Consider the following 25324-nt stretch of genomic DNA (forward strand, 5'->3'; position numbering starts at 1 on the left):
TCGAATACCTCCCCTTATACCGGTTCCAGATCACTTACTTCACGCGGCTTCACTTGACCGTTCTTAGCCTGCTGGAACACTTCATATGCTGCATCGTCATCTTCGTACCCTTTTTCTTTCAATTCTTCTAACGATTCAGTAATACGCTTAAATTCTTTTGGAATAACTTTAACGATCTTTCCTACATATTCGTTCCAGTTCTGAATGAAACGAATAGCTTTCGGGCTATTTGTAAAGTAAGCATGCTGTTGAATGAGATGCTTTACTTCTAAAATTTCTTCATAGTTACTTAACGATTCGATATGAACCATTTCAGCATTGACGTTATTGATAAACGCCTCGCGATCATCAGAGAGGACATAGGCAATTCCACCTGACATCCCAGCTGCGAAGTTCTTTCCTGTGTTTCCAAGAACAACGACACGACCACCTGTCATATATTCACAGCCATTGTCACCAATTCCTTCAACAACAGCTTTCACTCCGCTGTTTCGAACACAGAAACGTTCGCCAGCAAGACCACTAATATAGGCTTCACCTGAAGTTGCTCCATAAAAGGCGACATTCCCGATCACTGTGTTTTCATCTCGAACAAATCCTGCTTTGCCTGAAGGATGAATTATCAGTTTACCACCAGATAATCCTTTACCAACATAATCGTTCGCATCTCCTTCAAGCTCCATAGTTACTCCGTTAGGAACGAATGCTCCAAAGCTCTGCCCAGCAGACCCTTTAAAGTGCAAGCGAATCATGTCTTCCGGTAAGCCTACAGCACCATACCTTTTTGTAATCTCGTGTCCTAGTAACGCTCCTGCTACGCGATTCGTATTTCGAATCGTATAAGAGCCTTCAAACGGCTTTTGTTCTTCAAGTGCACCTAGACACGCCGGAATAATTGAAGTATTATCAAGGGCCGCATCGAGCTTATGATCCTGTTTACGCTGATTGAACCGACCTACTTCATCAGAAACATGAGGCTGATAAAGAAGCGGCTTTAAATCAAGGTATCTTGCTTTCCAGTGATCTTTGGTACGGCGACTGACTTTTAATACATCTGTTCTTCCGATCATTTCTTCAATGTTCCTGAAACCAAGCTCGGCCATGATTTCACGAACTTCCTGTGCAATAAACTGCATATAATTCACAACATGATCCGGGTTACCCATGAACTTTTTGCGAAGCTCTGGATTTTGCGTTGCGACGCCTACCGGGCATGTATCAAGGTGACAGGCCCTCATTAGAATACAACCAAGTACAACAAGAGGTGCAGTTGAAAATCCGAATTCTTCAGCTCCAAGAATGGCCGCCATAACAACGTCACGTCCGGTCATCATTTTTCCATCTGCTTCAAGCACAACCCGGTCACGAAGATCATTTAATACAAGCGTTTGATGCGTTTCTGCAAGTCCTAGCTCCCATGGCAACCCAGCGTGTTTAATACTCGTTCTAGGTGATGCACCCGTGCCGCCTTCATAGCCACTGATTAAAATGACATCAGCAAGGCCTTTAGCTACACCTGCCGCAATTGTACCAACACCAGCTTTTGAAACGAGCTTTACGTTGATTCGGGCTGATGGATTCGCATTCTTCAAATCATGAATAAGCTGTGCAAGGTCCTCAATGGAATAGATATCATGGTGCGGCGGTGGAGAAATAAGACCTACACCAGGTGTGGAACCGCGCACTTCTGCAATCCACGGGTAAACCTTCTTACCAGGCAGTTGACCACCTTCGCCAGGCTTAGCACCCTGTGCCATTTTAATTTGAATTTCATCAGCATTACTCAAGTAGTAGCTTGAAACGCCAAATCGACCTGATGCTACCTGCTTAATGGCACTTCGACGTAAATCTCCGTTTTCATCCGGTGTAAATCTGGAAGGGTCTTCTCCACCCTCACCGCTATTGCTTCGTCCTCCAATACGGTTCATCGCAATGGCTAGTGCTTCATGGGCTTCACCACTTAGTGCGCCATAGCTCATTGCACCAGTTTTAAACCGTCGTGTAATGGATTCAATACTTTCCACTTCATCAATTGGAATTGCATCATTCGAACCAAAATCAATCGCCTGTCTCAAATAGGTTAAGTTCTCCTCAAAAGCCATTCCAGAGAACTTTTTATATAAATCGTAATTATTGCTTCTCGCAGCATGCTGTAGCGTGTGGATCGTTTTCGGGTTAAAGGAGTGATGTTCGCCACCATTTCTCCACTGTAACTCACTACCCGTTTCGAGCGTTATGTCACTATATTCAGAATCATGGTATGCAAAATGATGTCTCATTAACGTTTCAGTTGCAATAATATCAATTGGAATACCATCAATTTGAGATGCTGTTCCAGCAAAATAACGATCAATCACTTCGTTGCTAACACCGATTGCTTCGAATATTTGAGCGCCACGATAGCTTTGAATGGTTGAAATACCCATTTTTGACATAACTTTTACGATACCAGTTGTTGCAGCTTCAATGTAATTATCCAATGCTTCGGCGTATGTGAAGCCTTCGATTGTGCCATCTTGAATCATTGCTGCAATCGAGTCATATGCGGCATATGGATAGACTGCATCTGATCCGTAACCTACTAGCATAGCAAACTGATGAACGTCTCTCGCTTCGCCTGTTTCAACAACTAAACTAACTTTTGTGCGTGTCTCTCTTTTGATCAGATGATGATGTAGACCGCTAACCGCAAGAAGCGATGGAATAGCAGCTTTTTGATGGTTCACTCCAGAGTCGGAAAGAACGAGAATGCTTTTCCCGTTTTTGATTGCACGATCTGCTTTACGGAACAAGGCAAGAAGTGCATGCTCCATTTCAGTTTCGCCACGTTTTGCGTCAAAAAGCAGACTTAGTGTTTCAGTCTGGAAATCATCTTCCTCAATGGCATTCAATGCGTCGAAACGACCTTCTGTTAGAATTGGTGTTTCTAGTCGTATGCGTCGTGCACTAGTTGGATCTGTATCAAGCAAGTTACCCTCAGGACCGAGTAACGTCATCGTTGATGTTACGGATTCTTCACGAATCGAATCAATCGGCGGGTTTGTTACCTGTGCAAACAGCTGTTTAAAGTAGTTAAATAAAAGCTGTGGACGTTCAGATAAGACTGCAAGCGGCACGTCGTTACCCATTGAACCGATTGGATCTTTCTTTTCAGTAACCATAGGAGCAATATTTTTAGTCAATTCTTCATACGTATATCCAAAGGCACGCTGTGTTTTGACAAGTTCTTTCTCATCAATTTTGCGATCAGCAGCAGCCTCGGTAGAGAGACTCATAAGGTTTTGATCAAGCCACTCGCGATATGGAAGCTCCGTTGCGATCTGATCTTTAATCTCTTTATCATAAACAAGACGCTTCTCTTCAAGGTCAACAAGCAGCATTTTACCAGGACTTAGACGTCCTTTTTCAATGATTTTCTCTTCTTCTACTTCGATGACACCAACCTCAGATGAAAGAATAAAGGTATCATCGTTTGTAATGATATAACGAGCAGGACGCAGACCATTACGATCAAGCATCGCTCCGATTTGACGACCGTTTGTAAATGCAATCGCTGTCGGGCCATCCCACGGCTCCATGAGACAGCTGTGATACTCATAAAATGCCTTCTTTGGATCCTGCATCGATGCATCGCGATCCCATGGTTCAGGAATCATCATCATCGCAGCATGTGGAAGGGAACGGCCTGAAAGATTTAAGAATTCCAGACAGTTGTCCAGTGAAGAAGAGTCACTCCCGTTCGGACGTACAATTGGGGCAATGTCTTTCATATCGTCACCAAAGACCTGAGATTGCAGGGCACCTTCTCGTGCTCTCATCCAGTTCACATTTCCACGAAGTGTATTAATCTCTCCGTTATGAATCAAATAGCGGTTCGGATGTGCTCGGTCCCAACTTGGAAACGTGTTTGTACTGAAACGTGAGTGAACCATTGAGAATGCGGACTTGAAACTCGGGTCTTTAAGATCAAGGTAAAATTGATCAAGTTGTTCAGGTGTCAGCATTCCTTTATAAACAATCGTATCTTTTGAAAAACTTGCTGCGTAATATTTTGTTTTCGAAAGCTGTGAATCAAGCGCAACCTGCTTTTCAGCTTTTTTTCGGATGACGTATAACTTACGCTCGAACTCTTCTTTAGAAATATCGCTTTTCTTAATAAAGACCTGTCGTATGACAGGTTGAGCAATACATGCAGCTTCTCCAATTGTCGTTTCGTCTACAGGAACCGTTCTCCAGCCTATAAATTCTTGACCTGCTTCCTTGATTGCATTCTCAACAATTTGCTTTGCGCGCTGTCTCAGCTGATTATCAACGGGAAGGAACATCATTCCTACGCCGTATTCTCCCTTATTTGGAAGGTTAAAACCTGATTGTTCAACAAAAAATTCATGAGGAATTTGTAACATAATACCCGCACCGTCACCCGTGTCAGGATCGCTTCCCTGCCCTCCGCGGTGATCTAGCTGGCGTAGCATATAAACTCCCTTTTCAATTATATGATGTGCTGGCTCATTATTCAGATTGGCGATCAGCCCGATGCCACAAGCGTCATGCTCATGAATTGGATCGTATAATCCCTGTTTCTCTGGAAAGTTCGTTCTATCCATATTCCCACTCCTCGCTCTTATCCCAATTCATTATGGTTTCTCGCTTTAACGCCATAACGTCGAAATTGTTTAAATATTCTACACTCATTGTACGTTGTCAGGACCCATGCTTTCAATATATAATTTAGATATAATTAATCTATTATTGATATAAATTAGAGATAGGGGTCGTTTTAGGTGGAACTCAGACAGCTATATTACTTTATGGAAGTCGCTAAACGAGAGCATGTGACAGAAGCCGCAACATCCTTACACGTTGCACAGTCAGCCGTTAGTAGACAAATAGCAAATCTGGAATCGGAACTTGGGGTTCAGTTATTCATTCGAGAAGGACGCAATGTTAAGCTGACACAAGTTGGACACATCTTTATGGATCATGCCGAAACAGCGATCACAGAAATTGAACGGGCAAGACAGGCCGTATACGAATTTCTTAATCCAGATACAGGAACAATTCGAATCGGCTTTCCTAACAGCCTTGCAGCGAAAACATTACCGACTGTGATCTCAGCTTTTCGGAAGGAACACCCGAGTGTTGGGTTCCAACTGCGTCAGGGGTCAGTTCAGGATCTGACAGATGCTGTGAGTAAGGGGGAAATTGATATCGCATTCGTATCCCCGGTACCAAAGGATCGAAACGATGTGGATGGCCATATTTTCTTTACGGAGAAGCTCCTCGCACTTCTTCCGATCTCACATCCACTTGCCGACTACCCGATGTTGCGACTTGGTCAATTGAAAAATGAGCCTTTTGTTCTTTTCCGTTCAGGATACGCTCTTCATCACCTTGTGACATCAGCCTGTCAGCAGGTTGGCTTTAAAACTCGAATCGCCTTTGAAGGGGAAGATATTGATACGATTAAAGGCCTGGTAGCAGCGGGCCTGGGTGTAAGTCTCCTCCCGGAAGTTACGCTTTCTGAACAGCTACCCGGTGAAACAGTGAAAATCGAATTATCCGAGCCTAACGTAACGAGAACGGTTGGCGTCATTATACCTAAAGGTAGAGAGCTTGCACCGTCTGAAAAGAAGTTTTTTGAATTCCTTACCCATTTTTATGAAGTTCTTAACCGTTTTGGTCAATAATGCGAAAAAGCCATTGGGAAGACCCATGGCTTTACTGATGTATTAATTCTCGAAATCCCGTTCGGGCATTTTTAAAAAGATGCCGAGCACAAGTCCGATCAAAAAGATAACCGAACTTGCAAGATACATATGTTCATATCCCGTTAAAATCGTATGTCGAAGCGTCTCTGAAATGCCGCTGCCACTGAATGTCGCTGCACCTGAAGCAGCGATAAATCCTGCAAGTACGACCGGGCCAAGTGACGTTCCAATTGAACGGAACAAACTGACAAGTGACAGTGCAGCACCTGCTTCTTGATCTGGGGTAAGTTCCAAAATAATATAATTAAGCGGTGTGCCCATCGTAAACCCAATTCCAACTCCTGCAAAGATCATACCAATAGAGAGCATGATCCATCCGTCAGCGGCAAAAACGAACACGAGCGAACCGAGCAAGCTTAGCGAGAATCCAAGCAGCACGACCTGTTTCGCTCCCCACTTATCAAGAAGGATCCCTCCGATCGGTGCTGCAAATCCTGAAGCTACGGCTAGAATAGTCATGACATACCCACCCTGTCCTCTTGATAAAGAAAGGAGGATTTCTGAAAAAGAAGGGACGAAAATCATACTTATGATACCAATTCCTGTTATGGTAGAAATAAGTAATGCAAGCACAATGTTTCTATCAGTGAAATAAGTAAGTTTAATAATCGGATCTTTTGCTACTTTTTCAAATTTAATTAGCGGGTAGATCAATACAATACTGAGAAGCAACAATGGCCAAACAAAGTCCGATTTAATTGATGTTAGCCAATCATTTGTGTCGAGGTTCGTTAAACCAAGGAGAAGCGATATAATAACGAACGAAAGTACGGCAGCACCTCCCCAGTCAAGGGAAGGCTTTTTGACTTTTGCCTGATCTTCAGGAAGTTTTAGTCCCATCATTAAAATAATGAAAGCAATCGGTAGGTTAATTAAGAAAATCCATCTCCAGCTTAACTGGGCAACGAAGAATCCTCCGATGTTCGGCCCGAGTATTGTAGCGATCCCAAACATGGCACCTACAAGGCCGAGGGCCATTCCACGCTTTTCTTTCGGGAAACTACTTCCAATTACTGCATTCGCAATCGGAATGATACCTCCCCCACCTAACGCCTGAACCGCTCTTCCGGCAAGAAGGAAAGGGAGCGACTGGCTAAGACCGGCAAGCAACGATCCAACTGCAAATAAAACTATACCCGTTAGGAAAACACGTTTTCTACCAAATAAGTCTGCAAGTTTCCCTACAATTGGCATGCTTACGGCATATACAAGTGTATAAATTGTCACAACCCAGACCGTCCATTTCAGATCGATACCAAGCTCTTCAATTAAAGTGGTTAGAGCTGGTGATACGATTCCTGAATCGAGCGCACCAAGGAACACACCTAATAGAAACGTTATCAGTACAAAACGGAGCTCCTTATTCATTGCTCTCCATCTCCTTTAGATTCCACTCATATGTAAGATAGCAAAGACCTTCACATTGAATTTCAAATCACCTTATTCAAATATCATGCCATAACAGCTTTTTCAATGCATGGTAATTGGTTACATAGAAATCTGCACCGGGTGCATCATTCTGAAATAAACATGTTTTCAGACCAAGTTCTTTAGCAGGAAGAATATCAAGTACCCTATCCCCTATTGCTAAATCTAGCTCATGCTTGTTATGTAAGTAACGATAAGAACTCGCATCTGGCTTACGTGGATACCCATCGTCTCCCGCAACTAAATCTGCAAAATGATGTTCCATCTGAAAATGTTTTAAAATAGCATTTACCTCAGCACGAGGTTTATGTGTCATTATCACGTTTATATCTGCTTTTAGAAGAATATCCTCAAGGCCTTGAAACGGCGGTTTATCATCAGGCGATAGTGCACTGTCCATCTCACGGAATTGATTCACCTGTCCATCTGTTAACTGAAAAACTTGCTTTGCATGATGAAAGGACACTTTCAACTCTTTTAAGATGTCCTCCTCTTTTACTTCCGGAAGCAATTTCTTCATTACTTTCGTAAAGGCTGGATATGTATTAAAAAGTGTGCCATCAAAATCCCAAAGTATTCTCATTCATGTAACCCCTTTCTTTTAAATCCTAAAGAAAAGCCGCTCAGGTCGAGCGGCTTAAATGAATTAAAACTGAGTTTTTTCTTCCAAAAAGCTTTTCAGTTCAGAAATCGGCATTCTTTTTTGTTCCATAGTGTCGCGGTCACGAATTGTCACCTGCTGATCTTCAACAGAATCAAAGTCAAACGTAATCGCATACGGCGTACCGATTTCATCATGACGACGATATCGTTTTCCGATTGATCCAGCTTCATCGTAATCTACCATGAAGTACTTGGATAGCTCAGCATGAACAGCTCTTGCTTCTTCTGATAGCTTCTTAGAAAGCGGGAAAACGGCTGCTTTAAATGGTGCAATGGCAGGATGGAAGTGCATCACGCTTCGTGAAGATCCATCTTCAAGCTCCTGCTCTTCATAAGCTTCAATTAGGAATGCCAATGTTACCCGGTCAGCACCAAGGGATGGTTCGATACAAAACGGTACATACTTCTCACCCGTTTGCTGATCGTGGTAAGTAAAATCTTCATTCGAATGCTCCATGTGCTGCTTCAGATCATAATCTGTTCTTGAAGCGACACCCCATAGTTCTCCCCAACCAAACGGGAATTTGTATTCAATATCTGTGGTTGCATTACTGTAATGAGAAAGCTCATCCTCTGCATGTTCACGAAGACGAATGCTTTCTTCACTTACACCAAGATTCAAAAGCCAGTTCTTACAGTATTCTTTCCAATACTCATGCCATTCAAGCTCATCACCCGGTTTGCAGAAGAATTCAAGTTCCATTTGTTCAAACTCTCGTGTACGGAACGTAAAGTTACCTGGTGTAATTTCATTTCGGAAGCTTTTCCCAATTTGAGCAATGCCAAAAGGAACTTTTTTACGCATTGAACGCTGAACGTTCTTGAAGTTTACGAAAATGCCCTGGGCTGTTTCTGGACGAAGGTAAATTTCACTTGTGCTTGACTTGGTTACTCCCTGGTGAGTTTTGAACATTAGATCAAACTGGCGAATTTCAGTAAAGTCCTGGCTTCCGCACTCCGGACATGTAATGTTATTGTTCTTAATTAGTCGTTCCATCTCTTCAAAAGATAGCCCGTCAGCAATCATTTCATTTCCATCTAGTGAAAGAGCGTCTTCAATCAATTTATCTGCACGATGACGAGTTTTACAGCTTTTGCAATCGATTAGTGGATCATTAAAGTTCCCAAGATGGCCCGAAGCTTCCCAGGTTTTTGGATTCATTAAAATCGCTGCATCGAGTCCACTGTTATATGGAGACTCCTGTACAAACTTTTTCCACCATGCATCCTTAATGTTGTTTTTAAGTTCTACACCAAGAGGACCATAATCCCATGTGTTAGCAAGACCTCCGTAAATATCAGATCCCGGGAAAATAAACCCTCTGTGTTTTGATACAGAAACTATTTGTTCCATTGAAATACTCATGTCAATCTCTCCTTTTTCATCAATCTCTATCAACATAAAAAGCCCTCGATCCCTGGACAAAAATTATCCAGGGACGAGAGCTTCTGCACCCGCGGTTCCACCCTAGTTGATACGCACTGCGCACCCACTTATAGAAATCAACTCCAGACTGCCGTTTCACCAGACCAATTTCGGGCTTCCACCGCCCCCGAATCGCTATTCAATCGGATTCTCTGGTTACTATCTGTCCTTCACTGTTGTAACATTTATGTATGCAATTGATATGACATATGATACAAAATATCACTATATAAAGTCAAGGGTTCACATTAGAAGGAGACCATCTTTATACGACTTCATAAGAATGATAAAAATGGCCTTAATGCAGTTTAATAGTTCCGCATCATATTTCTAGCTTCGTTATGGATCAGATGAATGTTATTTATCAATAGAAAAAAGCGATCATATAGACCGCTCATCATTTATGTAATATCGTGGTTGTTTTGTGTTTTGTATTTTCTCAAGAAGTCTTTTACCTCATCTTTTTGAAGACCTAATTCTCTGGCAACCATCATTAATATTATCCATTCTTGATCAAGTTCTAAGTTAGGTTTTACGTTCGTTATAGCCATTCTCTTCCTCCTCAAATAGGGTTTCTAGGAGGACCAGCCGTCATCGTTGGGCATCCCAACATTAGACCTGTGTCTTTGCGTCCCATCCTTTAAGATGGTTTGCCTTTTACAGGAGAGTTCAGAAATGACACACTCCGACAACTATTAACACAAACACCAACAAGACGTAAAAGTTCACTTATTTAAATACCTTACTTTGTTACTAATATACCAGTAATCGTTAAAAAATTCAAAATGTTTTAATAATTTGTAGGGAAAAAGTTCTTTTTAACATCATAGTGAGGCTCACATACTCTGTGAATATAGTTTACATTATCCTAAAGAAGGAAGGATCTGCATGAGAACCAATCTAATCGGCACAGCATGGTCCGGAACTCACGTTATTCTACTCAGATGTTCTCAATATACCAATAAAGTAATAGGCTTTCACAAAAGCTTACATGCACCGACAGAGCCCATCCATCCTTTTTGCAGCGAAACCCTATCGATCTACTTAAGCATAGGATATTCATTGCAATATGCTCATTCTCTATCTGATGGCACCATCGAATACGTGCTAACTAAATAATGGGGGAGGCAGGTGCCTCCTCCATTATTAAAACTGACTTAAATACTCCTTAACTTGCTCTGGATTTTTTGTATTCGCACTATGAAGATGACCAATTTTTTTCCCATCCTTGTAAACTAGAAGGCTTGGAATGCCCATTACATCATTTTCTTCAGTCACTTCCGGCAACTGCTCTATATCAATTTGAGCCCATTTTTTATCCTGGTGATCATTCATGATATCTCCGATAAAAAAATCAAGTCGTTTCCAGTCCGGACACCAGTTTGCTTCATATTTTAGTATTGCTACTTTCGGATCATTGATAAATGATTTGTAGGATTCGTTTGTCTCAATTTTGTTCACGTTACTCTCTCCTTTAATAATCGTAAATTATAGTAAAATACTCATTTGATGTCTGTTAGGAGGCATACATTACTTAAGTGTAAGGTAGTGAAGACTAAACAAGTCATTGGAAACAACCCACGTATACTCATGCGTAAATTGTGAGAGGTTTGCAAGCGACTGAAATTCTTCTAAATCCCGATTAAAGCATTAGTCTGATCTTCCTATTTGCCGCACTTTCATACTCAATTTTAAGTAGTCCTCAAGCTTCAAATCGTTCAGAACCATACTGATCATAGAAAAATTTAGGTTGAACGTTTTGAAAGGGGCCGTTAGCCCCTCCATTACTTCATCAAAGTGATCTGTTTCCTCTATGAGCTAGTCAATTATTCTGTGATACCATTCGATGTTATGATCACTTAGCGTCTCCTGCCAGTCGAATTCCTGTGAATTGCCAGCGCTTATCAGGGCCAAAGAAATTTCTGTAGGAAGCACGGATGTGAGTTTGTGAAGTTGCACAGGAGCCACCTCTTAAGATCATTTGACTACTCATGAATTTCGCATTATATTCACCAAGTGCTCCATCGAGTGGTTTGTTTCCCGGGTATGGCATATAGGGACTTTTCGTCCATTCCCATACGTCTCCATATGCTTTCTTGATCTGTCCCTCATCTTCTTTAAGCGATGCTATCGGGTGGTAATTCGCATCTTCTACAAAGTTGCCTGAGATTGGCTGGTCTCTAACAGCTACTTCCCACTCAGTTTCTGAAGGTAATCTCTTCCCTGCCCAACTTGCATAAGCCTCGGCTTCATAATAGCTAACATGTGTAACAGGTTCATTTAAATTTACAGGAACGAGTCCGTGAAGTGTAAATTGAAACCATTCTCCATCTTTTTTCTCCCAATGAAGTGGCGACTTCCAACCCTGATCATTTACTGTTGCCCAACCATCCGATAGCCAGAACTCTGGTCGCCCGTAGGCTCCATCTTCCATAAAAGCAAGATACTCGCCATTTGTAACCGTTCGTGTTGCAAGCTTAAATGGTTCTAGCCACACTTTATGTACAGGTCGTTCATTATCGAAAGAAAAGCCATCTTCTTCATTAACGCCTACTTCAACTAACCCTCCATCAAATGAAACCCAGTCCATTGGAGATGATTCGTCTGAATTCATAGTGTCTCTCTCACGATATACTGGCTTCAATGGATTGATAGAAAAGTTATATTTCACATCAGTTAGAATAAGCTCCTGGTGCTGCTGCTCGTGGTTTAGTCCAATTTCAATCAATTTAGCTACTTCTTTTAGCTTTTTTTCATCTAAATTCGTTAATAAAGAAACGATTTCCTCATCAACGTCTCTTCGGTAGTTTCTGACTTTATCAATACTCGGTCGACTTAGTAACCCTCTAGAGCTCCTTGGAAAATAGCTTCCTACACTTTCATAATAGGAGTTGAATAGATAATCGAATTCTTTATGGTAGGAGATGTAATTCTCTTTGTATGCTTTCAGAATAAACGTCTCATAAAACCAGGTTGTATGGGCCATATGCCATTTTGGCGGACTTACATCTGGAATAGCCTGAATAGTATAGTCTTCCGTCTCAAGGGTTTCTACCAGCTGATTTGTCATCAATCTGGTTTTCTTAAATGACTGAAGTACTTGCTCTCGTAATTTGTTAACTTGTAATGATGTTTGTGACATAAGTTCCTCCTCAAGTCATTCTTTTATAAAGATAATAACAAATTTTACCCGAGATTATTCAATATTAAACTTTTATATACGAATTCCTGTTTCTAAAAGTGCTTTTGAAATTTCATAATGACCCTTAGTATTTAGATGAAGACCATCCCATTTAGGTTCTTGTTATCAAACTTATAGCTCGTCTATAATCACAACTTCTTCACCTAAAATTAATTTCATCATTCTTATGAAAGCTCCACAAGGGTTAACTAAGAATATAACGTTCATCTTCAATGTGCATCCAAATATAGATTCTTAACTGAAAATAAAGAATAAGCAAGAAAAGACGCTACCCCGTTTATAGCGTCTTTCTTACTGGCTCTATGGTGCTTTTTTTCCATCAGAGTCTTTCTGGTTCCCTTTTTCCCCCTCAATTTTATCCCATTTAATCGGTCGATTCAGATTTAATTTCTTTTTCAAGTTCAATAAACAATTGAAATGTCCGAAATACCACTTATCGAACTTTACCATATGAATGGTTTCCCAGTCCCTCATCTCCTTCGTACATCCGTCACAATGTATTTCCATTGGATGGCACTTCCTGTCTTAAATAGTTTTATTTATTTATATTCAAATAAGGTGAAATGTGATTGGTCTTCTGTACTTTAGAAAAATTGGCTTATCGCTAATTCCTAGCCAAAACCTTCATTTTTCTTATATTTTTACCCTTTTATAAAATTTAACATTATGTCGTGAAAAAAGCGCATCCTTTGGATGCGCTTCGAAATCCTATTTAAGGTTTTCTGGGTTTAGGCTCTGAAGTATTTCTGGTACGAACTTGCCGTCTTTTCGAATCAATTCGTCATCAAACCAGATTTCTCCGCCACCGTATTCAGGTCTCTGAATTAAGACAAGATCCCAGTGTACAGAGGAATCATTACCATTCGGCGCTTCATCATAAGCCTGTCCTGGTGTAAAGTGGAATGAACCATCAATTTTTTCATCGAAAAGAATATCTTTCATTGGTTCGCGAATATAAGGATTAACGCCAATGGCAAACTCTCCAATAAACCTTGCGCCTTCATCTGTGTTCAGAATTTCAGCTAAACGCTCGGTATCGTTTGCTTCTGCATCAATCACTTTGCCATTTTCAAAGGTTAACTGTACATTCTCAAACACAAAACCATTATAAGGTGAAGGGGTATTGTACGTAATTACTCCGTTTACGCTATCTTTCACTGGTGCTGTAAAAACTTCACCGTCAGGGATGTTCAATTCACCAGCACATTTAACCGCAGGGATATCTTTGATCGAAAAGCTTAAATTCGTATCTGGAGAAACAATACGTACGATATCTGCTTTGTTCATACGATCAACAAGGGCATCCATCGCATCACTCATTTTCGCGTAATCCATTGTACATACATTAAAATAGAATTCTTCAAATGCTTCTGTACTCATGCCTGAAAGTTGGGCCATGGATTCATTAGGGTATCTCATCACAACCCACTTCGTATGCTTGACGCGCTGATTGCTGTGAACTTTTGTTTTATAGATCTGATTGTATAAAGCCATCTTTGCAACTGGTACATCAGAAAGTTCGTTAATGTTTTCTGAGCCCCGGATACCAATATAAGCGTCCATTTTTTCCATCTGATTCAAGTCAACTTCAGCCCAGGCACTTATTTGTTCTTCTGTTGCATTCATTAAAAGCTCACGAAGCACCTGGTTATCACGCAAATTAACGTGTGGGAAGCCCCCTGCTTTATGTACTTCTTTAACAAGGCTACGAACAAGTGAATTGTTTACATCAAATGCTTCTATTAAAACGTGTTCCCCTGGTTGGATTTTCGTTGAATACTGTACTAACTTTTCTGAAAACTCTATTATACGAGAATCAAACATGTTCTCCCTCTTTTCTTAAAAATAAAAGTAATTGTCTCTTCTATTATACTCTTACCTATTGATTTTCTTCAAACAATAGAAAACCGGGCCTTAGCCCGGTTTCATTACTTAATATCTTGATCATACTCCATGTAGATAACGTGTGTTTTTAAATATTCATTTAAGCCGTGCTTGCCGTCAGCGCCACCGATACCAGATTGACCCATTCCAGCATGGAAACCTTGAACCGCTTCAAAGTTCTCACGGTTCACATACGTTTCACCGTAGCGAAGTACATTGGATGCTTTCATAACTTCATGCATGTTATCACTAAAGATCGATGAAGACAGGCCGTAATTTGTATCATTGGCCATTTCAAGCACTTTATCAAAATTGCTATACACAACAATCGGTAATACAGGGCCGAAGATTTCTTCCTGAATAACATTCATATCCTGTGACACATCTGTAAGAATAGTCGGTTCAAAGAAGAAACCTTTATCTCGATTAATTCGCTTGCCGCCTGTTTTTACTACTGCGCCTGCTTTAACCGCATTATTAACCGCTTCTTCAACGGAGTCGATTTGCTGTTTATTAGCAAGTGGCCCGATATCACATCCATCTTCATTCAAGGAATCGCCTACTTTCGTATTCTTAAACGTTTCAGTGATTTTGGAAATGAATTCTTCAGCAACATCCTCATGAACATAAACACGTTCAGCATTTGTACATGCCTGACCGTTATTCGTAATACGAGATGTGGTGATTTTTTCAACAGCAAGGTCTACATTCGCATGCTTAGTTACAATTGCTGGAGCCTTACCCCCAAGCTCCAGGTTAACCTTTGTGATATTTTTAGCTGCAGCTTCCATTACCTTCGATCCTGCAGGATAGCTTCCTGTTAAGCTTATCATCTGGACATCAGGAGATGATGCAAGAGGGCTACCAATATCTGAGCCTTTACCTGTGATCAGGTTAAATATACCTTTTGGAACGCCTGCTTCATGGATAATGTTCGCCATTTCGCAAGCCGTGTTTGGTGTATACTGACTTGGTTTGATTATAATCGGACAACCAGTCACGAATGCTGGTGCTACTTTCCGTGCGAAAATAAACATTGGGAAATTCCAAGGTACAATGCCACCAACAATTCCAATCGGCTTTTTAAAGACTAGAATATTTTCATTGGGGCGGTCACTTGGGAGAACCTCTCCCTCATATCTTCTAGCCCAACCGGCCATATATCTGAAATAGTCAATTGTCAATTCGATTTCAGCTTTCGAAGCATCGACTGTCTTACCATTTTCTTCAGTTAGCATTTTGATAAATGTATCTTTTTTCTCTTCCACTTTATTTGCAATGGTATATAAGTATTCGGCGCGTTCAATTGAGGGTTTCTTCTCCCAATCTCTTTGAGATGCTTTCGCGGCCTCAATCGCGCGCTCGACGTCTTTTTCATTACTTTTAGGGATACGCGAAATCACTTCTTCCGTTGCCGGGTTGATCACGTCAAGCATTTCTTCTCCATTGCTGCTTATAAATTCACCATTAATGTAGATTTGATAGCTTTTCACTTGAATACCTCCTACATGATAATGGTCAACTGTTCCCAAGTAAGGAACACTTTGAAACATAAGAACACTCATTTAGACTGATTCTTTTAGCCTGCTTCTGTGTTCAATCCACTTCTCAAGCTCGCCATGGCGCACTTTCATATCCTCATAACCCTGATTATATAAGTCTGTTAATCGGACTTGAGATTTCTCAATCCTGGCCACTTCAAGTACCTGAGAAGGCTGAATAATGAAATAGTCGTCACGGTTTGCTTCCATGTGCTCAAGTGTACTGTTGTATCTCTCGTAACGAGAAGTAATCGCCATGGCAAGTGCGGGATTCTTTCGATAAAGACGTTGTACCATCCAGGACATTCGTGATTTCTGTTTTCGGTATCCTGCATTCCTTGTTAAGATAACCACGTGACTATGATTTCCATCCGCCTCTGATTTGTGAACTGGAATTGGATCTGCTATGCCTCCATCCAAAAGAAACCGATTGTCTATCTCAACAGCCGGTGCCATAAACGGCAGAGAGCTTGAAGCTCTCAAAATCGAGAGGATCTGTCCACCGCTTTCGTGTTTATCGAAATACACTGCTTCACCAGTTTCCATATCGGTTGTGCCAATAAGAAAACGTTCAGCTGCACTTGCGAAAGTGTCAAAGTCAAATGGAACATGAAGCGAAGGGATTTCATCAAATATTAAATCCATTCCAAAAAGCTGTTTTTTCTTTAGTAAATTTTTGTACGATATATAATCCGGATGTTTCACATAATCAATTAAAACCGTTCGATTTCTCCCGCTTTGTCTGGAAAGATACGAGGCTGCATTACATGCACCTGCTGACACACCAATCACATAAGGAAAATAGAGCTCATGCTCCATTAAATATTCGAGCACTCCAGCTGTATAAACCCCCCTCATACCTCCGCCTTCTAGAACAAGCCCTAATGAATTCATATTAAAGGTCCCCTTTTACTATCATCTACCCAAAGTTTACTGGATATGGAAATGAACCTCAAGAAAACAACCTTGTAAAATTGTGTAGACCGTTCTAACAAAAAAACTCCCTGCATGTGCAGGAAGCAGATTATTCTTCACGCTCTTCATTTTTGATTGTTTTGTGACCGGTTGATGCTTCATGCGGAAACTTCGTATCATCAGCCGTCTTTGGACGTTCCCGCTCCATGCCTTTTTTCTTATGGTCAAATGCTTTGCCTCTGCCCATATTATCCCTCCTTCCATCTAAGGATAGTATCCCTCGTATTGAAAAAGCTATCCTTTAAAAAATGTAAAGGAGGGTGTATAGAATATTGGGAAGGTGGTCATCATAGTTAGTGAAGAAGGAAGATCAAAAGTGCATAAGGAAAACGGCAACGTCAATTAAGGAGATGGTCGCGTTGAACTACTCAGTTGGTAAAACAAGGCTCTAACAACTTTCATTAGAAAGAGGTGTCTCCAAAAGACAATTCACCGTTCTACCCCACCGCTTGTTTAGCATAAGCTAATAACTTCCTTCTTCATGGCCTTATCCTTTCGGATAGGGCCTTTTATGCATTTTCAGCAACAGATAAATGGTTGTTCGCGAGATCAAGTTGAACTTTAATTTGTTCTGGCGAAGTTCCACCATAGCTCTTTCTTGCATTCATTACATTAGCTGGTTTTAATATTTCGAACACATCTTCTTCAAATAAAGAGGTGAAGTTTTTATATTCATCAAGCGTCAAATCCAGAAGGTACTTCTGATGCTGAATGCTGTACAGCACAATCTTTCCAATAATCTCATGCGATTCACGGAATGTCATCCCTTTGTTCACAAGGTAATCTGCAATATCTGTTGCATTAGAATAATCCTCATTCACCGCTTGCTTCATATTCTCTGTTTTAACTGTCATTGTCGCAATCATTGGTGCTAACAGTTGAAGTGCACCGTCAAGCGTCTTTGCTGTATCAAACATGCCTTCTTTGTCTTCTTGCATGTCTTTGTTATATGCGAGTGGTAATCCTTTAAGAACAGTCAGTAAACTGAACAGATTACCATATACTCGCCCAGTTTTTGCTCGAAGTAGTTCAGGAACATCTGGATTTTTCTTTTGAGGCATAATGCTCGATCCAGTGCAGAAGGAGTCATCTAGTTCGATGAACTGAAATTCCTGACTACTCCAGATGACCATTTCTTCAGACAATCGAGACATGTGCATCATAAGCATGGACGCATTCGAAAGAAACTCAAGAATAAAATCACGATCACTTACTGCATCCATACTGTTCGGATAGACATCATCGAAGCCGAGAAGCTCAGCTGTGCGATGACGATCAATCGGGAATGTTGTTCCCGCGAGTGCACCCGCACCAAGCGGGAGCATATTTGTCCGCTTTATGCTATCCTGAAATCTTTCCTTATCACGCTCGAACATCCAGAAATAAGCTAACATATGATGCGCAAAAGAGACAGGCTGTGCACGCTGCAAATGTGTGTATCCAGGCAGAACCGTTTCCACATGCTCTTCAGCCTGCTTTACAATCGCCTGCTGAACAGCTTCAATATGAGAAATAAACAGTTTTACCTTTTTTACAAGATACATGTGCATATCGGTAGCAACCTGATCATTACGGCTTCTCCCTGTGTGTAGCTTTCCACCTACTGGTCCAATTTCGTCAATGAGCGCTTTCTCAATGTTCATATGAATATCTTCGTGAGCCACATCATAGTCAAACTCGCCTGATTGGATTTTCTCAAGGACAATATTCAGTCCGCGCTTAATTTCGACCATATCCGCCGAACTAATAACGCCGCATTCACTAAGCATCTGCACATGGGCGAGACTGCCCTCGATATCTTCCTCTGCTAGTTCTTTGTCATACTGGATCGAAGCTGTATATTCTTCTACGAGCTTATTTGTTTCTTTCGTAAAGCGTCCTCCCCAAAGCTTAGACACACTAACATCTCCTTATTGATGAACTTTTTGCTTCTTATGCACTTCTGCGTTCACTTTCGTTGGGAGTCCCCACAGTTTGATGAATCCTACTGCTGCATCATGATCAAAGAGATCTCCTTTAAGGTACGTTGCAAGCTGTTCGTTATAAAGTGAGTTCTCTGACTTACGGCCAACGACGGTGTTGGTACCTTTGTGAAGTTTAATACGGATTTTCCCACTAACAACTTTCTGCGTTTCGTTAATAAACCCTTCAAGCGCTTGACGTAATGGTGAATACCATAGACCATCATAGATAAGCTTTGACAACTGCTGATCAATGGTCGTTTTAAATTGTGATACTTCACGAGTATGAGTTAAAAACTCTAACTCTTTGTGAGCATTAATTAAAATCAGCGCCCCAGGATTTTCATACACTTCTCTTGATTTAATACCAACTAGACGATTTTCAATATGATCGATACGTCCGATTCCATGGACCCCACCGATTTCATTTAACTTCTCAATTAGGTCAACTAGGCCCATTTGCTGGCCGTTTAGCGCTGTTGGACGACCTTCGTCAAAATCAATTTCAATATATTCTGGCTCATCCGGAGTTAGATGAATCGGTGCTGTCCATTCAAACGCAGCTTCTGGCGCTTCAGCCCATGGATCTTCTAGCACACCCGCTTCACAAGCACGCCCCCAGATGTTGGCGTCAATGGAAAACGGGTTATCCAGCTTTACAGGAACTGGGATTCCTTTTTCTTCTGCGTAAGCAATCTGTTCATCACGCGTCATGCCCCATTCTCGTACAGGAGCGATCACTTTCAAGTCTGGATTCAACGCCTGAATCGAAACTTCAAAGCGAACCTGGTCATTTCCCTTCCCAGTACATCCATGAGCGACTGCCGTCGCTCCTTCACGTTCAGCTGCTTCAACGAGTAGCTTCGAAATAAGCGGACGTGACAGCGCAGAGGACAATGGGTATTTTCCTTCATAAAGGGCATTTGCTTTTAGTGCTGGTAAAAGATAATTTTCCGCAAGCAATTCTTTCGCTTCGATCATGTACGCTTTTGATGCACCAACTTTGAGTGCCTTATCCTTAATCGTTTCTAAGTCCTTCCCTTCTCCTACATCAAGTCCAAGTGCAATAACCTCATACCCGTATTTTTCTTCAAGCCATTTTATCGAAATGGAGGTATCCAATCCTCCGGAATAAGCAAGAATGATCTTCTCTTTTGCCATGTCATCCACTCCTTAACTTTGTATTAATATCTATGATAACGTATATTTATTCAAATTGCATCAAAAAAAATCAATTTTTTAATAAAAGTTTTAAAAGGGCCTTTTGAGCATGAAGACGATTCTCTGCTTCCTGATATACAACAGAGTGTGAACCATCGATAATTCCCTCTGTTACTTCTTCTCCTCTGTGTGCTGGCAGGCAATGCATAAAGATGTAATTTTTATTTGCATTTATGCATAACTCTTCATTCACTTGATACGGTTCAAAAACGCCTTCACGTTCTGCTTGCTCTTCTTCCTGTCCCATACTAGCCCATACGTCAGTGATGAGTACATCTGCGTCTTTCGCTGCATCAATGGGATCCTCCGTTACTTGAATAATAGCCCCCGTCGTTTTCCCAACTTCCTTCGCTTTCGTTATGATCGCTTCGTCAGGTTCGTATCCTTTTGGACAGGCAATCGTGAAATGCATCCCTACTTTAGCAGCACCTTCAATTAGCGAATGAGCAACATTGTTTCCATCACCAAAATACGCAGCTTTTAAACCATTTAAATAACCTTTATGCTCTAGAATCGTAAGCAAGTCAGCAAGAATCTGAGCTGGATGATGGGTATCTGTCAGTCCATTAATAACCGGAACTGATGATGCATGTGCAAAACGTTCAATTGTTTCATGGCCAAACGTACGAATCATTACACCATCAAGATAGCCCGCAAGCACGTGTGCAGTGTCTTCAATCGTCTCGCCTCTTCCTAGCTGTATATCCTTTGAGCTCAGGAATAGGGCATGACCGCCTAGCTGTAACATGGCCACCTCAAACGATACACGTGTTCTCGTTGATGACTTTTCGAAAATCATTCCAAGGATTTTACCTTTCAATGCTTCGTGGGGTACACCCTGCTTTTGCAGTTTTTTCAGTTCAACGGCTTCATTTAAAAGATAGTGAATTTCATCTGTTGTGAATTCACCAATTGTAAGAAAATCTTTTCCCTTCATTCCTTCTTCAATTTCTTTATCTGTTTTCTGTATTGATTGAATCATCAACTCATCTCTCCTGTCCAATTGTAGTAGGTTTTGATTGATGCCAGTCCTGAAGACTTTTCACTTCCTTCGTTTTCGCTCCGCTTAAGTCAATTAGCTGAAGTGTATCAACATGAGAAAAGCAAGGAATTTTATATCGAGTCGCTAGCGCGCGAATCTGAAAGCCTAATCGCTCTTTTTCCCTTCCAGTCGTCGGGATCGAGACAATCGCATCAATATCATCCTTCATGAGCTGGTCAATCTCATTAAGATCTCTCTTTATTAATTGAGCCTCTATTCCTTTTTCAGTTAGAAAACGATAGGTTCCTTGGGTTGCATATATTGCTACCCCTTTTTCAGTAAGGTTGGATAAGGTATCTGAAGCGTCCTCTTTATGCTCCTCACTGATTGAACAAAGAATCGCAGAAGGCAGTTTCTCGGTATCCCATGTTGATAAAACAGCCTTACATAACGCTTCCTGTTTGGTCTTCGCAATCCCAAGCACTTCTCCTGTTGACTTCATTTCAGGTCCTAACACATGGTCAACATTTTTCAATTTCCCATTTGAAAAAATCGGGAATTTCACTGTATAGTAAGGCTTTTCATCCAGAAGCCCTGTTTCCTGAAGTGATCCTGTTTGCAACTGAGCTTTAATCGCCCATTCAACCATTGGCACGTTAGTGACTTTACTTATCACCGGCACGGTTCTCGATGATCTCGGATTAATTTCAAGAACATAAATAATGTTTTGATCAATGACAAACTGGATATTCATCAAACCACGACAATTGAGCGCTTCAGATAGCTTTTGAGAATACTCTGTAATGATTTTCTTCTGATCTTTCGTAAGAGAGATTGGTGGATAAACGGCTGTGCTATCACCTGAATGGACGCCTGCTCGTTCCAAATGCTCCATAATTCCCGGTATCGCAATCGATTCTCCATCACAGATCACATCTACTTCACATTCAATTCCTTCTACAAAGCGATCAAGCAGGAATGGCCACATCTTTTTGGAACTTTGCCCTAATTTAGTGGCGTATCGTCTCAGTTCATCCATGTTACGGAAGATAAACATGTTTTGCCCGCCGATCACGTAAGACGGTCTTACGATAATCGGGAACCCTAATTCCTCTGCAAGACGTACCATTTCGCTCGGTTGATAGGCCATTTTCCCTTCAATATAGGGAATAGCGAGAGAATCTAACAATTGATAAAACTGATCACGATCTTCTACTTTATTTATATTTTCAACAGGAGTGCCCAGGATCGGAATGCCTCTTTCGTGTAACTCTTCCGCCAAATTAACAGCTGTTTGACCACCAAATTGAACGGCTACACCGATTATATTCTCTTTCTCGATGACTCCCAGAACATCCTCAATAGCAAGAGGCTCGAAGTAAAGTCGGTCAGCGACACTGTAATCTGTACTTACCGTTTCTGGATTGTTATTGATGACTACTGCCCTGTATCCGAGTTTTTTAACCGCCTGCGCGGCGTGAACGGAACAATAATCAAATTCGACACCCTGCCCAATCCGTATAGGTCCGGATCCAAGCACGAGAATACCTGGATCACTTACTTTCACAACTTCATCATTTCCAAGAAAAGTGGAATAGAAATAAGGCGTGACTGCTTCAAATTCACCAGCACAGGTATCGACTTGTTTCATCCCACGCTGGATCCCCGCTAGTCTACTTCGCTCTAGCACAGCATCAAGTGTTAATTCGCTTGCTTCTGCGATATATGCGTCACTAATATTCAACCGCTTCGCACGCTTTAGCACCTCTTCAGAAAGCTCGGTTACTTCCATTAACTCCATCTCAGCTTCTACCAAATTCTTCACTTTCACAAGGAACCAATAATCGATCGAAGTAAGCGACTTAACCTCTTCAATTGAATACCCTCTTCGAAAAGCTTCACTAATTAAAAAAAGCCTTTCGTCTGTCGGATGCTTCAGCTGGGTGTTTAATTTGTCAGTACTTACATTTTTGTAAAAGGGATCCGTTAAGGAATGATGGCCATTCTCAAGAGATCGAACCGCTTTGTTTAAAGCTCCTTCGAAACTGCGATCGATGGCCATTACTTCCCCAGTTGCTTTCATTTGAGTTCCAAGTGCACGATCCCCTTCAGGAAATTTATCAAAGGGAAATCGTGGAATCTTGACAACGAGGTAATCGAGTGCTGGTTCAAAAGCTGCATAGGTTGTGCCTGTAATGGGGTTTGGCAGCTCATCAAGTGTAAAACCAATTGCGCATTTTGCCGCCATTCGTGCTATTGGATACCCCGTTGCTTTTGAAGCAAGCGCTGAAGAACGGCTCACCCTCGGGTTCACTTCAATAATGTAATAATCGTTTGAATTCGGGTTCAATCCGATTTGAATGTTGCATCCACCGATCACATTGAGGGCGCGGATGACTTTTAAAGATACATTGCGAAGCATTTGATACTGGTAATCATTTAGCGTTTGCGATGGAGCGACTACGATCGAATCGCCGGTATGAATCCCAACCGGGTCCATGTTTTCCATGTTGCAAACGATCATGCACGTATCATTTTCATCTCTCATCACTTCATATTCGATTTCTTTCCAACCAAGCATGCTTTTCTCAATAAGGACTTGAGAAATTGGGCTTAGAGCGAGGCCACGTTCGACAATTTCAAGCAGCTCATCATCATTTGCTGCGAAGCCGCCTCCCTCGCCTCCCATTGTATAAGCAGGACGAACCATAATCGGATATCCTATTTCATGTGCAAATGTTTTTGCTTCATCTCGCGTTACGGCGATTTTCGATTCAGGCACCGGTTCCCCGATGTCGATCATCATTTGTCTAAATTTCTCACGATCTTCACCATTTTGGATAGATTCAACAGAAGTTCCGAGAAGCTCCACGTTTAATTTCTTTAGAATACCTTTTTCATATAGTTTAACAACAAGGTTTAACCCTGTTTGTCCGCCAAGTGTTCCAATAATTCCGTCGGGTTTTTCTTTCTTCAGAATTTCTTCCACATACTCAATTGTCATGGGCTCCATATAAACTTGATCGGCAATCGAGGTATCAGTCATAATCGTTGCTGGATTGCTGTTAATTAACACTACCTCGATTCCTTCTTCTTTTAGAGCGAGGCAGGCCTGTGTGCCTGCGTAATCAAATTCTGCGGCCTGACCAATGATGATCGGCCCTGAGCCAAGAATTACTACTTTTTTCAGTTCTTTACGTAAAGGCATAATGTTGGTCTCCTGTTCTTGTAATCTGCTGCATAAAAGTCTTGAATAAAAAGGCCGTATCGGCTGGGCCTGCATGGGCTTCCGGGTGAAACTGTACCGATTGAATGTCGTACTTATGATGTTTTAATCCTTCAACCGTTTTGTCATTTAAATTGATAAATGTTGGACTAAGCCCCGTATTTTCCAGGCTTTCTCGCACAACCTCATATCCATGATTTTGAGAAGTGATATACACCTTACCAGTCTCCAAATGCTTGACGGGGTGATTGGACCCTCTATGCCCAAACGTGAGCTTCCGAGTGGTAGCACCATGGGCAAGCGCTAGAAGTTGGTGCCCAAGACAGATTCCGAAGACGGGATACGTTTCACTTATTACTCGAATCGTATCGTAATAGGGAGATAATGCTTCAGGATCGCCTGGTCCATTACTTAACACAACACCATCTGGCTGAATGTCAACAAAATTATCCACCGTTGTATTAAAAGGAACGACGGTAACAGCACACTCCAGAGATTGCAGTGAAGTTAAGATGGATTTTTTATAGCCAAAGTCCATTAGAACAATATGTGGCCCTTTACCGGGGTAATGTTTTATTTCCTTCACAGAGACAAATGGAACGTATGATTTCTCAAAATTCCAGTTGTTGTGTTCTGCTGGAACTTCAGGCACCAATTTCCCTTTCATTGTTCCGTGGTCTCTCAGCATTTTAACGAGTGCTCTCGTGTCCACGTTCGTTAATGAAGGAATACCATGCTCTGTGAGCCCCTTTGAAAATGAACTGTTTGATAAATAGTGACTTGGGGTTTCACACTGTTCACCGGTCACAACTCCGTGAAGGTGGAGGTGTTCACTTTCGCTATCAAGATGATTTATTCCATAATTTCCGATTTGCGGATAGCAAAAAACAATAATTTGCCCTGCATAAGAAGGGTCTGAAACGATTTCCTGATATCCGGTCATACTCGTATTAAAAACGACTTCTCCTGATGCCTCTATGTCACCTGCTAACTCTCCTTCAAATACCGCGCCATTTTCTAAAACGAGATAGCCTTTTCCCATAA

18 protein-coding genes and 1 riboswitch are annotated in these 25324 nt (G+C 41.4%); of the genes, 1 reads left to right on the forward strand and 17 read right to left on the reverse strand.

All coding sequences use genetic code 11. From position 1 onward, the window contains the following. Positions 1 to 14: 14 nt before the first annotated feature. Complete coding sequence (gene gltB / locus ABFG93_RS01155) at positions 15 to 4607, reverse strand: glutamate synthase large subunit (RefSeq protein WP_347550154.1); 4593 nt, start codon at positions 4605 to 4607, stop codon at positions 15 to 17. 177 nt (positions 4608 to 4784) lie between these two features. Between gltB and ABFG93_RS01160 the strand changes: the two genes are divergently transcribed. Continuing rightward, entirely contained in the window at positions 4785 to 5690 is a 906-nt protein-coding gene (locus tag ABFG93_RS01160) for a LysR family transcriptional regulator (RefSeq protein WP_347550155.1), read from the forward strand. 42 nt (positions 5691 to 5732) lie between these two features. On the opposite strand, the gene ABFG93_RS01165 is transcribed toward ABFG93_RS01160, so the two are convergent. From ABFG93_RS01165 to ABFG93_RS01240, 16 genes are all read right to left on the reverse strand, one after another. Next, on the reverse strand, positions 5733 to 7139 hold the full coding sequence (locus ABFG93_RS01165; protein WP_347550156.1) for an MFS transporter: 1407 nt from the start codon (positions 7137 to 7139) through the stop codon (positions 5733 to 5735). 76 nt (positions 7140 to 7215) lie between these two features. Continuing rightward, positions 7216 to 7782 (reverse strand): HAD-IA family hydrolase, encoded by a 567-nt coding sequence (locus tag ABFG93_RS01170; RefSeq protein ID WP_347550157.1) that lies wholly within the window; start codon positions 7780 to 7782, stop codon positions 7216 to 7218. A 63-nt stretch (positions 7783 to 7845) separates the two neighbouring features. Then, a complete protein-coding gene (locus ABFG93_RS01175) occupies positions 7846 to 9228 on the reverse strand; it encodes a glycine--tRNA ligase (protein ID WP_347550158.1) in 1383 nt (460 codons plus the stop codon). Between the two features lie 461 nt (positions 9229 to 9689). After that, on the reverse strand, positions 9690 to 9839 hold the full coding sequence (locus tag ABFG93_RS01180) for an anti-repressor SinI family protein (protein ID WP_347550159.1): 150 nt from the start codon (positions 9837 to 9839) through the stop codon (positions 9690 to 9692). A 24-nt stretch (positions 9840 to 9863) separates the two neighbouring features. Continuing rightward, positions 9864 to 9953, reverse strand: a riboswitch (cyclic di-GMP riboswitch). 481 nt (positions 9954 to 10434) lie between these two features. Beyond that, entirely contained in the window at positions 10435 to 10749 is a 315-nt protein-coding gene (locus tag ABFG93_RS01185) for a thioredoxin family protein (protein ID WP_347550160.1), read from the reverse strand. 394 nt (positions 10750 to 11143) lie between these two features. Further along, a complete protein-coding gene (gene egtB, locus ABFG93_RS01190) occupies positions 11144 to 12430 on the reverse strand; it encodes an ergothioneine biosynthesis protein EgtB (RefSeq protein WP_347550161.1) in 1287 nt (428 codons plus the stop codon). A 360-nt stretch (positions 12431 to 12790) separates the two neighbouring features. Further along, a complete protein-coding gene (locus ABFG93_RS01195) occupies positions 12791 to 12997 on the reverse strand; it encodes a hypothetical protein (RefSeq protein ID WP_347550162.1) in 207 nt (68 codons plus the stop codon). Positions 12998 to 13198: 201 nt separating this feature from the next. Beyond that, a complete protein-coding gene (locus tag ABFG93_RS01200) occupies positions 13199 to 14314 on the reverse strand; it encodes an aminopeptidase (RefSeq protein ID WP_347550163.1) in 1116 nt (371 codons plus the stop codon). 104 nt (positions 14315 to 14418) lie between these two features. Continuing rightward, entirely contained in the window at positions 14419 to 15867 is a 1449-nt protein-coding gene (aldA, locus tag ABFG93_RS01205) for an aldehyde dehydrogenase (RefSeq protein WP_347550164.1), read from the reverse strand. A 72-nt stretch (positions 15868 to 15939) separates the two neighbouring features. After that, positions 15940 to 16809, reverse strand: a complete 870-nt coding sequence (locus ABFG93_RS01210) for a patatin-like phospholipase family protein (RefSeq protein WP_347550165.1) — start codon at positions 16807 to 16809, stop codon at positions 15940 to 15942. 130 nt (positions 16810 to 16939) lie between these two features. Then, positions 16940 to 17077 (reverse strand): hypothetical protein, encoded by a 138-nt coding sequence (locus tag ABFG93_RS01215; RefSeq protein WP_347550166.1) that lies wholly within the window; start codon positions 17075 to 17077, stop codon positions 16940 to 16942. A gap of 322 nt (positions 17078 to 17399) precedes the next feature. After that, positions 17400 to 18788 (reverse strand): argininosuccinate lyase, encoded by a 1389-nt coding sequence (argH, locus tag ABFG93_RS01220; protein ID WP_347550167.1) that lies wholly within the window; start codon positions 18786 to 18788, stop codon positions 17400 to 17402. Positions 18789 to 18800: 12 nt separating this feature from the next. Then, complete coding sequence (locus ABFG93_RS01225; protein WP_347550168.1) at positions 18801 to 20012, reverse strand: argininosuccinate synthase; 1212 nt, start codon at positions 20010 to 20012, stop codon at positions 18801 to 18803. 70 nt (positions 20013 to 20082) lie between these two features. Then, on the reverse strand, positions 20083 to 21054 hold the full coding sequence (gene argF / locus ABFG93_RS01230; RefSeq protein ID WP_347550169.1) for an ornithine carbamoyltransferase: 972 nt from the start codon (positions 21052 to 21054) through the stop codon (positions 20083 to 20085). Positions 21055 to 21058: 4 nt separating this feature from the next. Then, a complete protein-coding gene (carB, locus tag ABFG93_RS01235) occupies positions 21059 to 24262 on the reverse strand; it encodes a carbamoyl-phosphate synthase (glutamine-hydrolyzing) large subunit (protein ID WP_347550170.1) in 3204 nt (1067 codons plus the stop codon). Beyond that, positions 24249 to 25322 carry a carbamoyl phosphate synthase small subunit gene (locus ABFG93_RS01240; RefSeq protein WP_347550171.1) on the reverse strand — a complete coding sequence of 358 codons (1074 nt, stop codon included), beginning with the start codon at positions 25320 to 25322 and terminating at the stop codon, positions 24249 to 24251. The genes carB and ABFG93_RS01240 overlap by 14 nt, the downstream gene beginning before the upstream one ends. Positions 25323 to 25324 lie beyond the last annotated feature (2 nt).

The sequence above is a fragment of the Pseudalkalibacillus hwajinpoensis genome (genome assembly GCF_039851965.1).
Lineage (GTDB): Bacteria > Bacillota > Bacilli > Bacillales > Guptibacillaceae > Guptibacillus > Guptibacillus hwajinpoensis_E.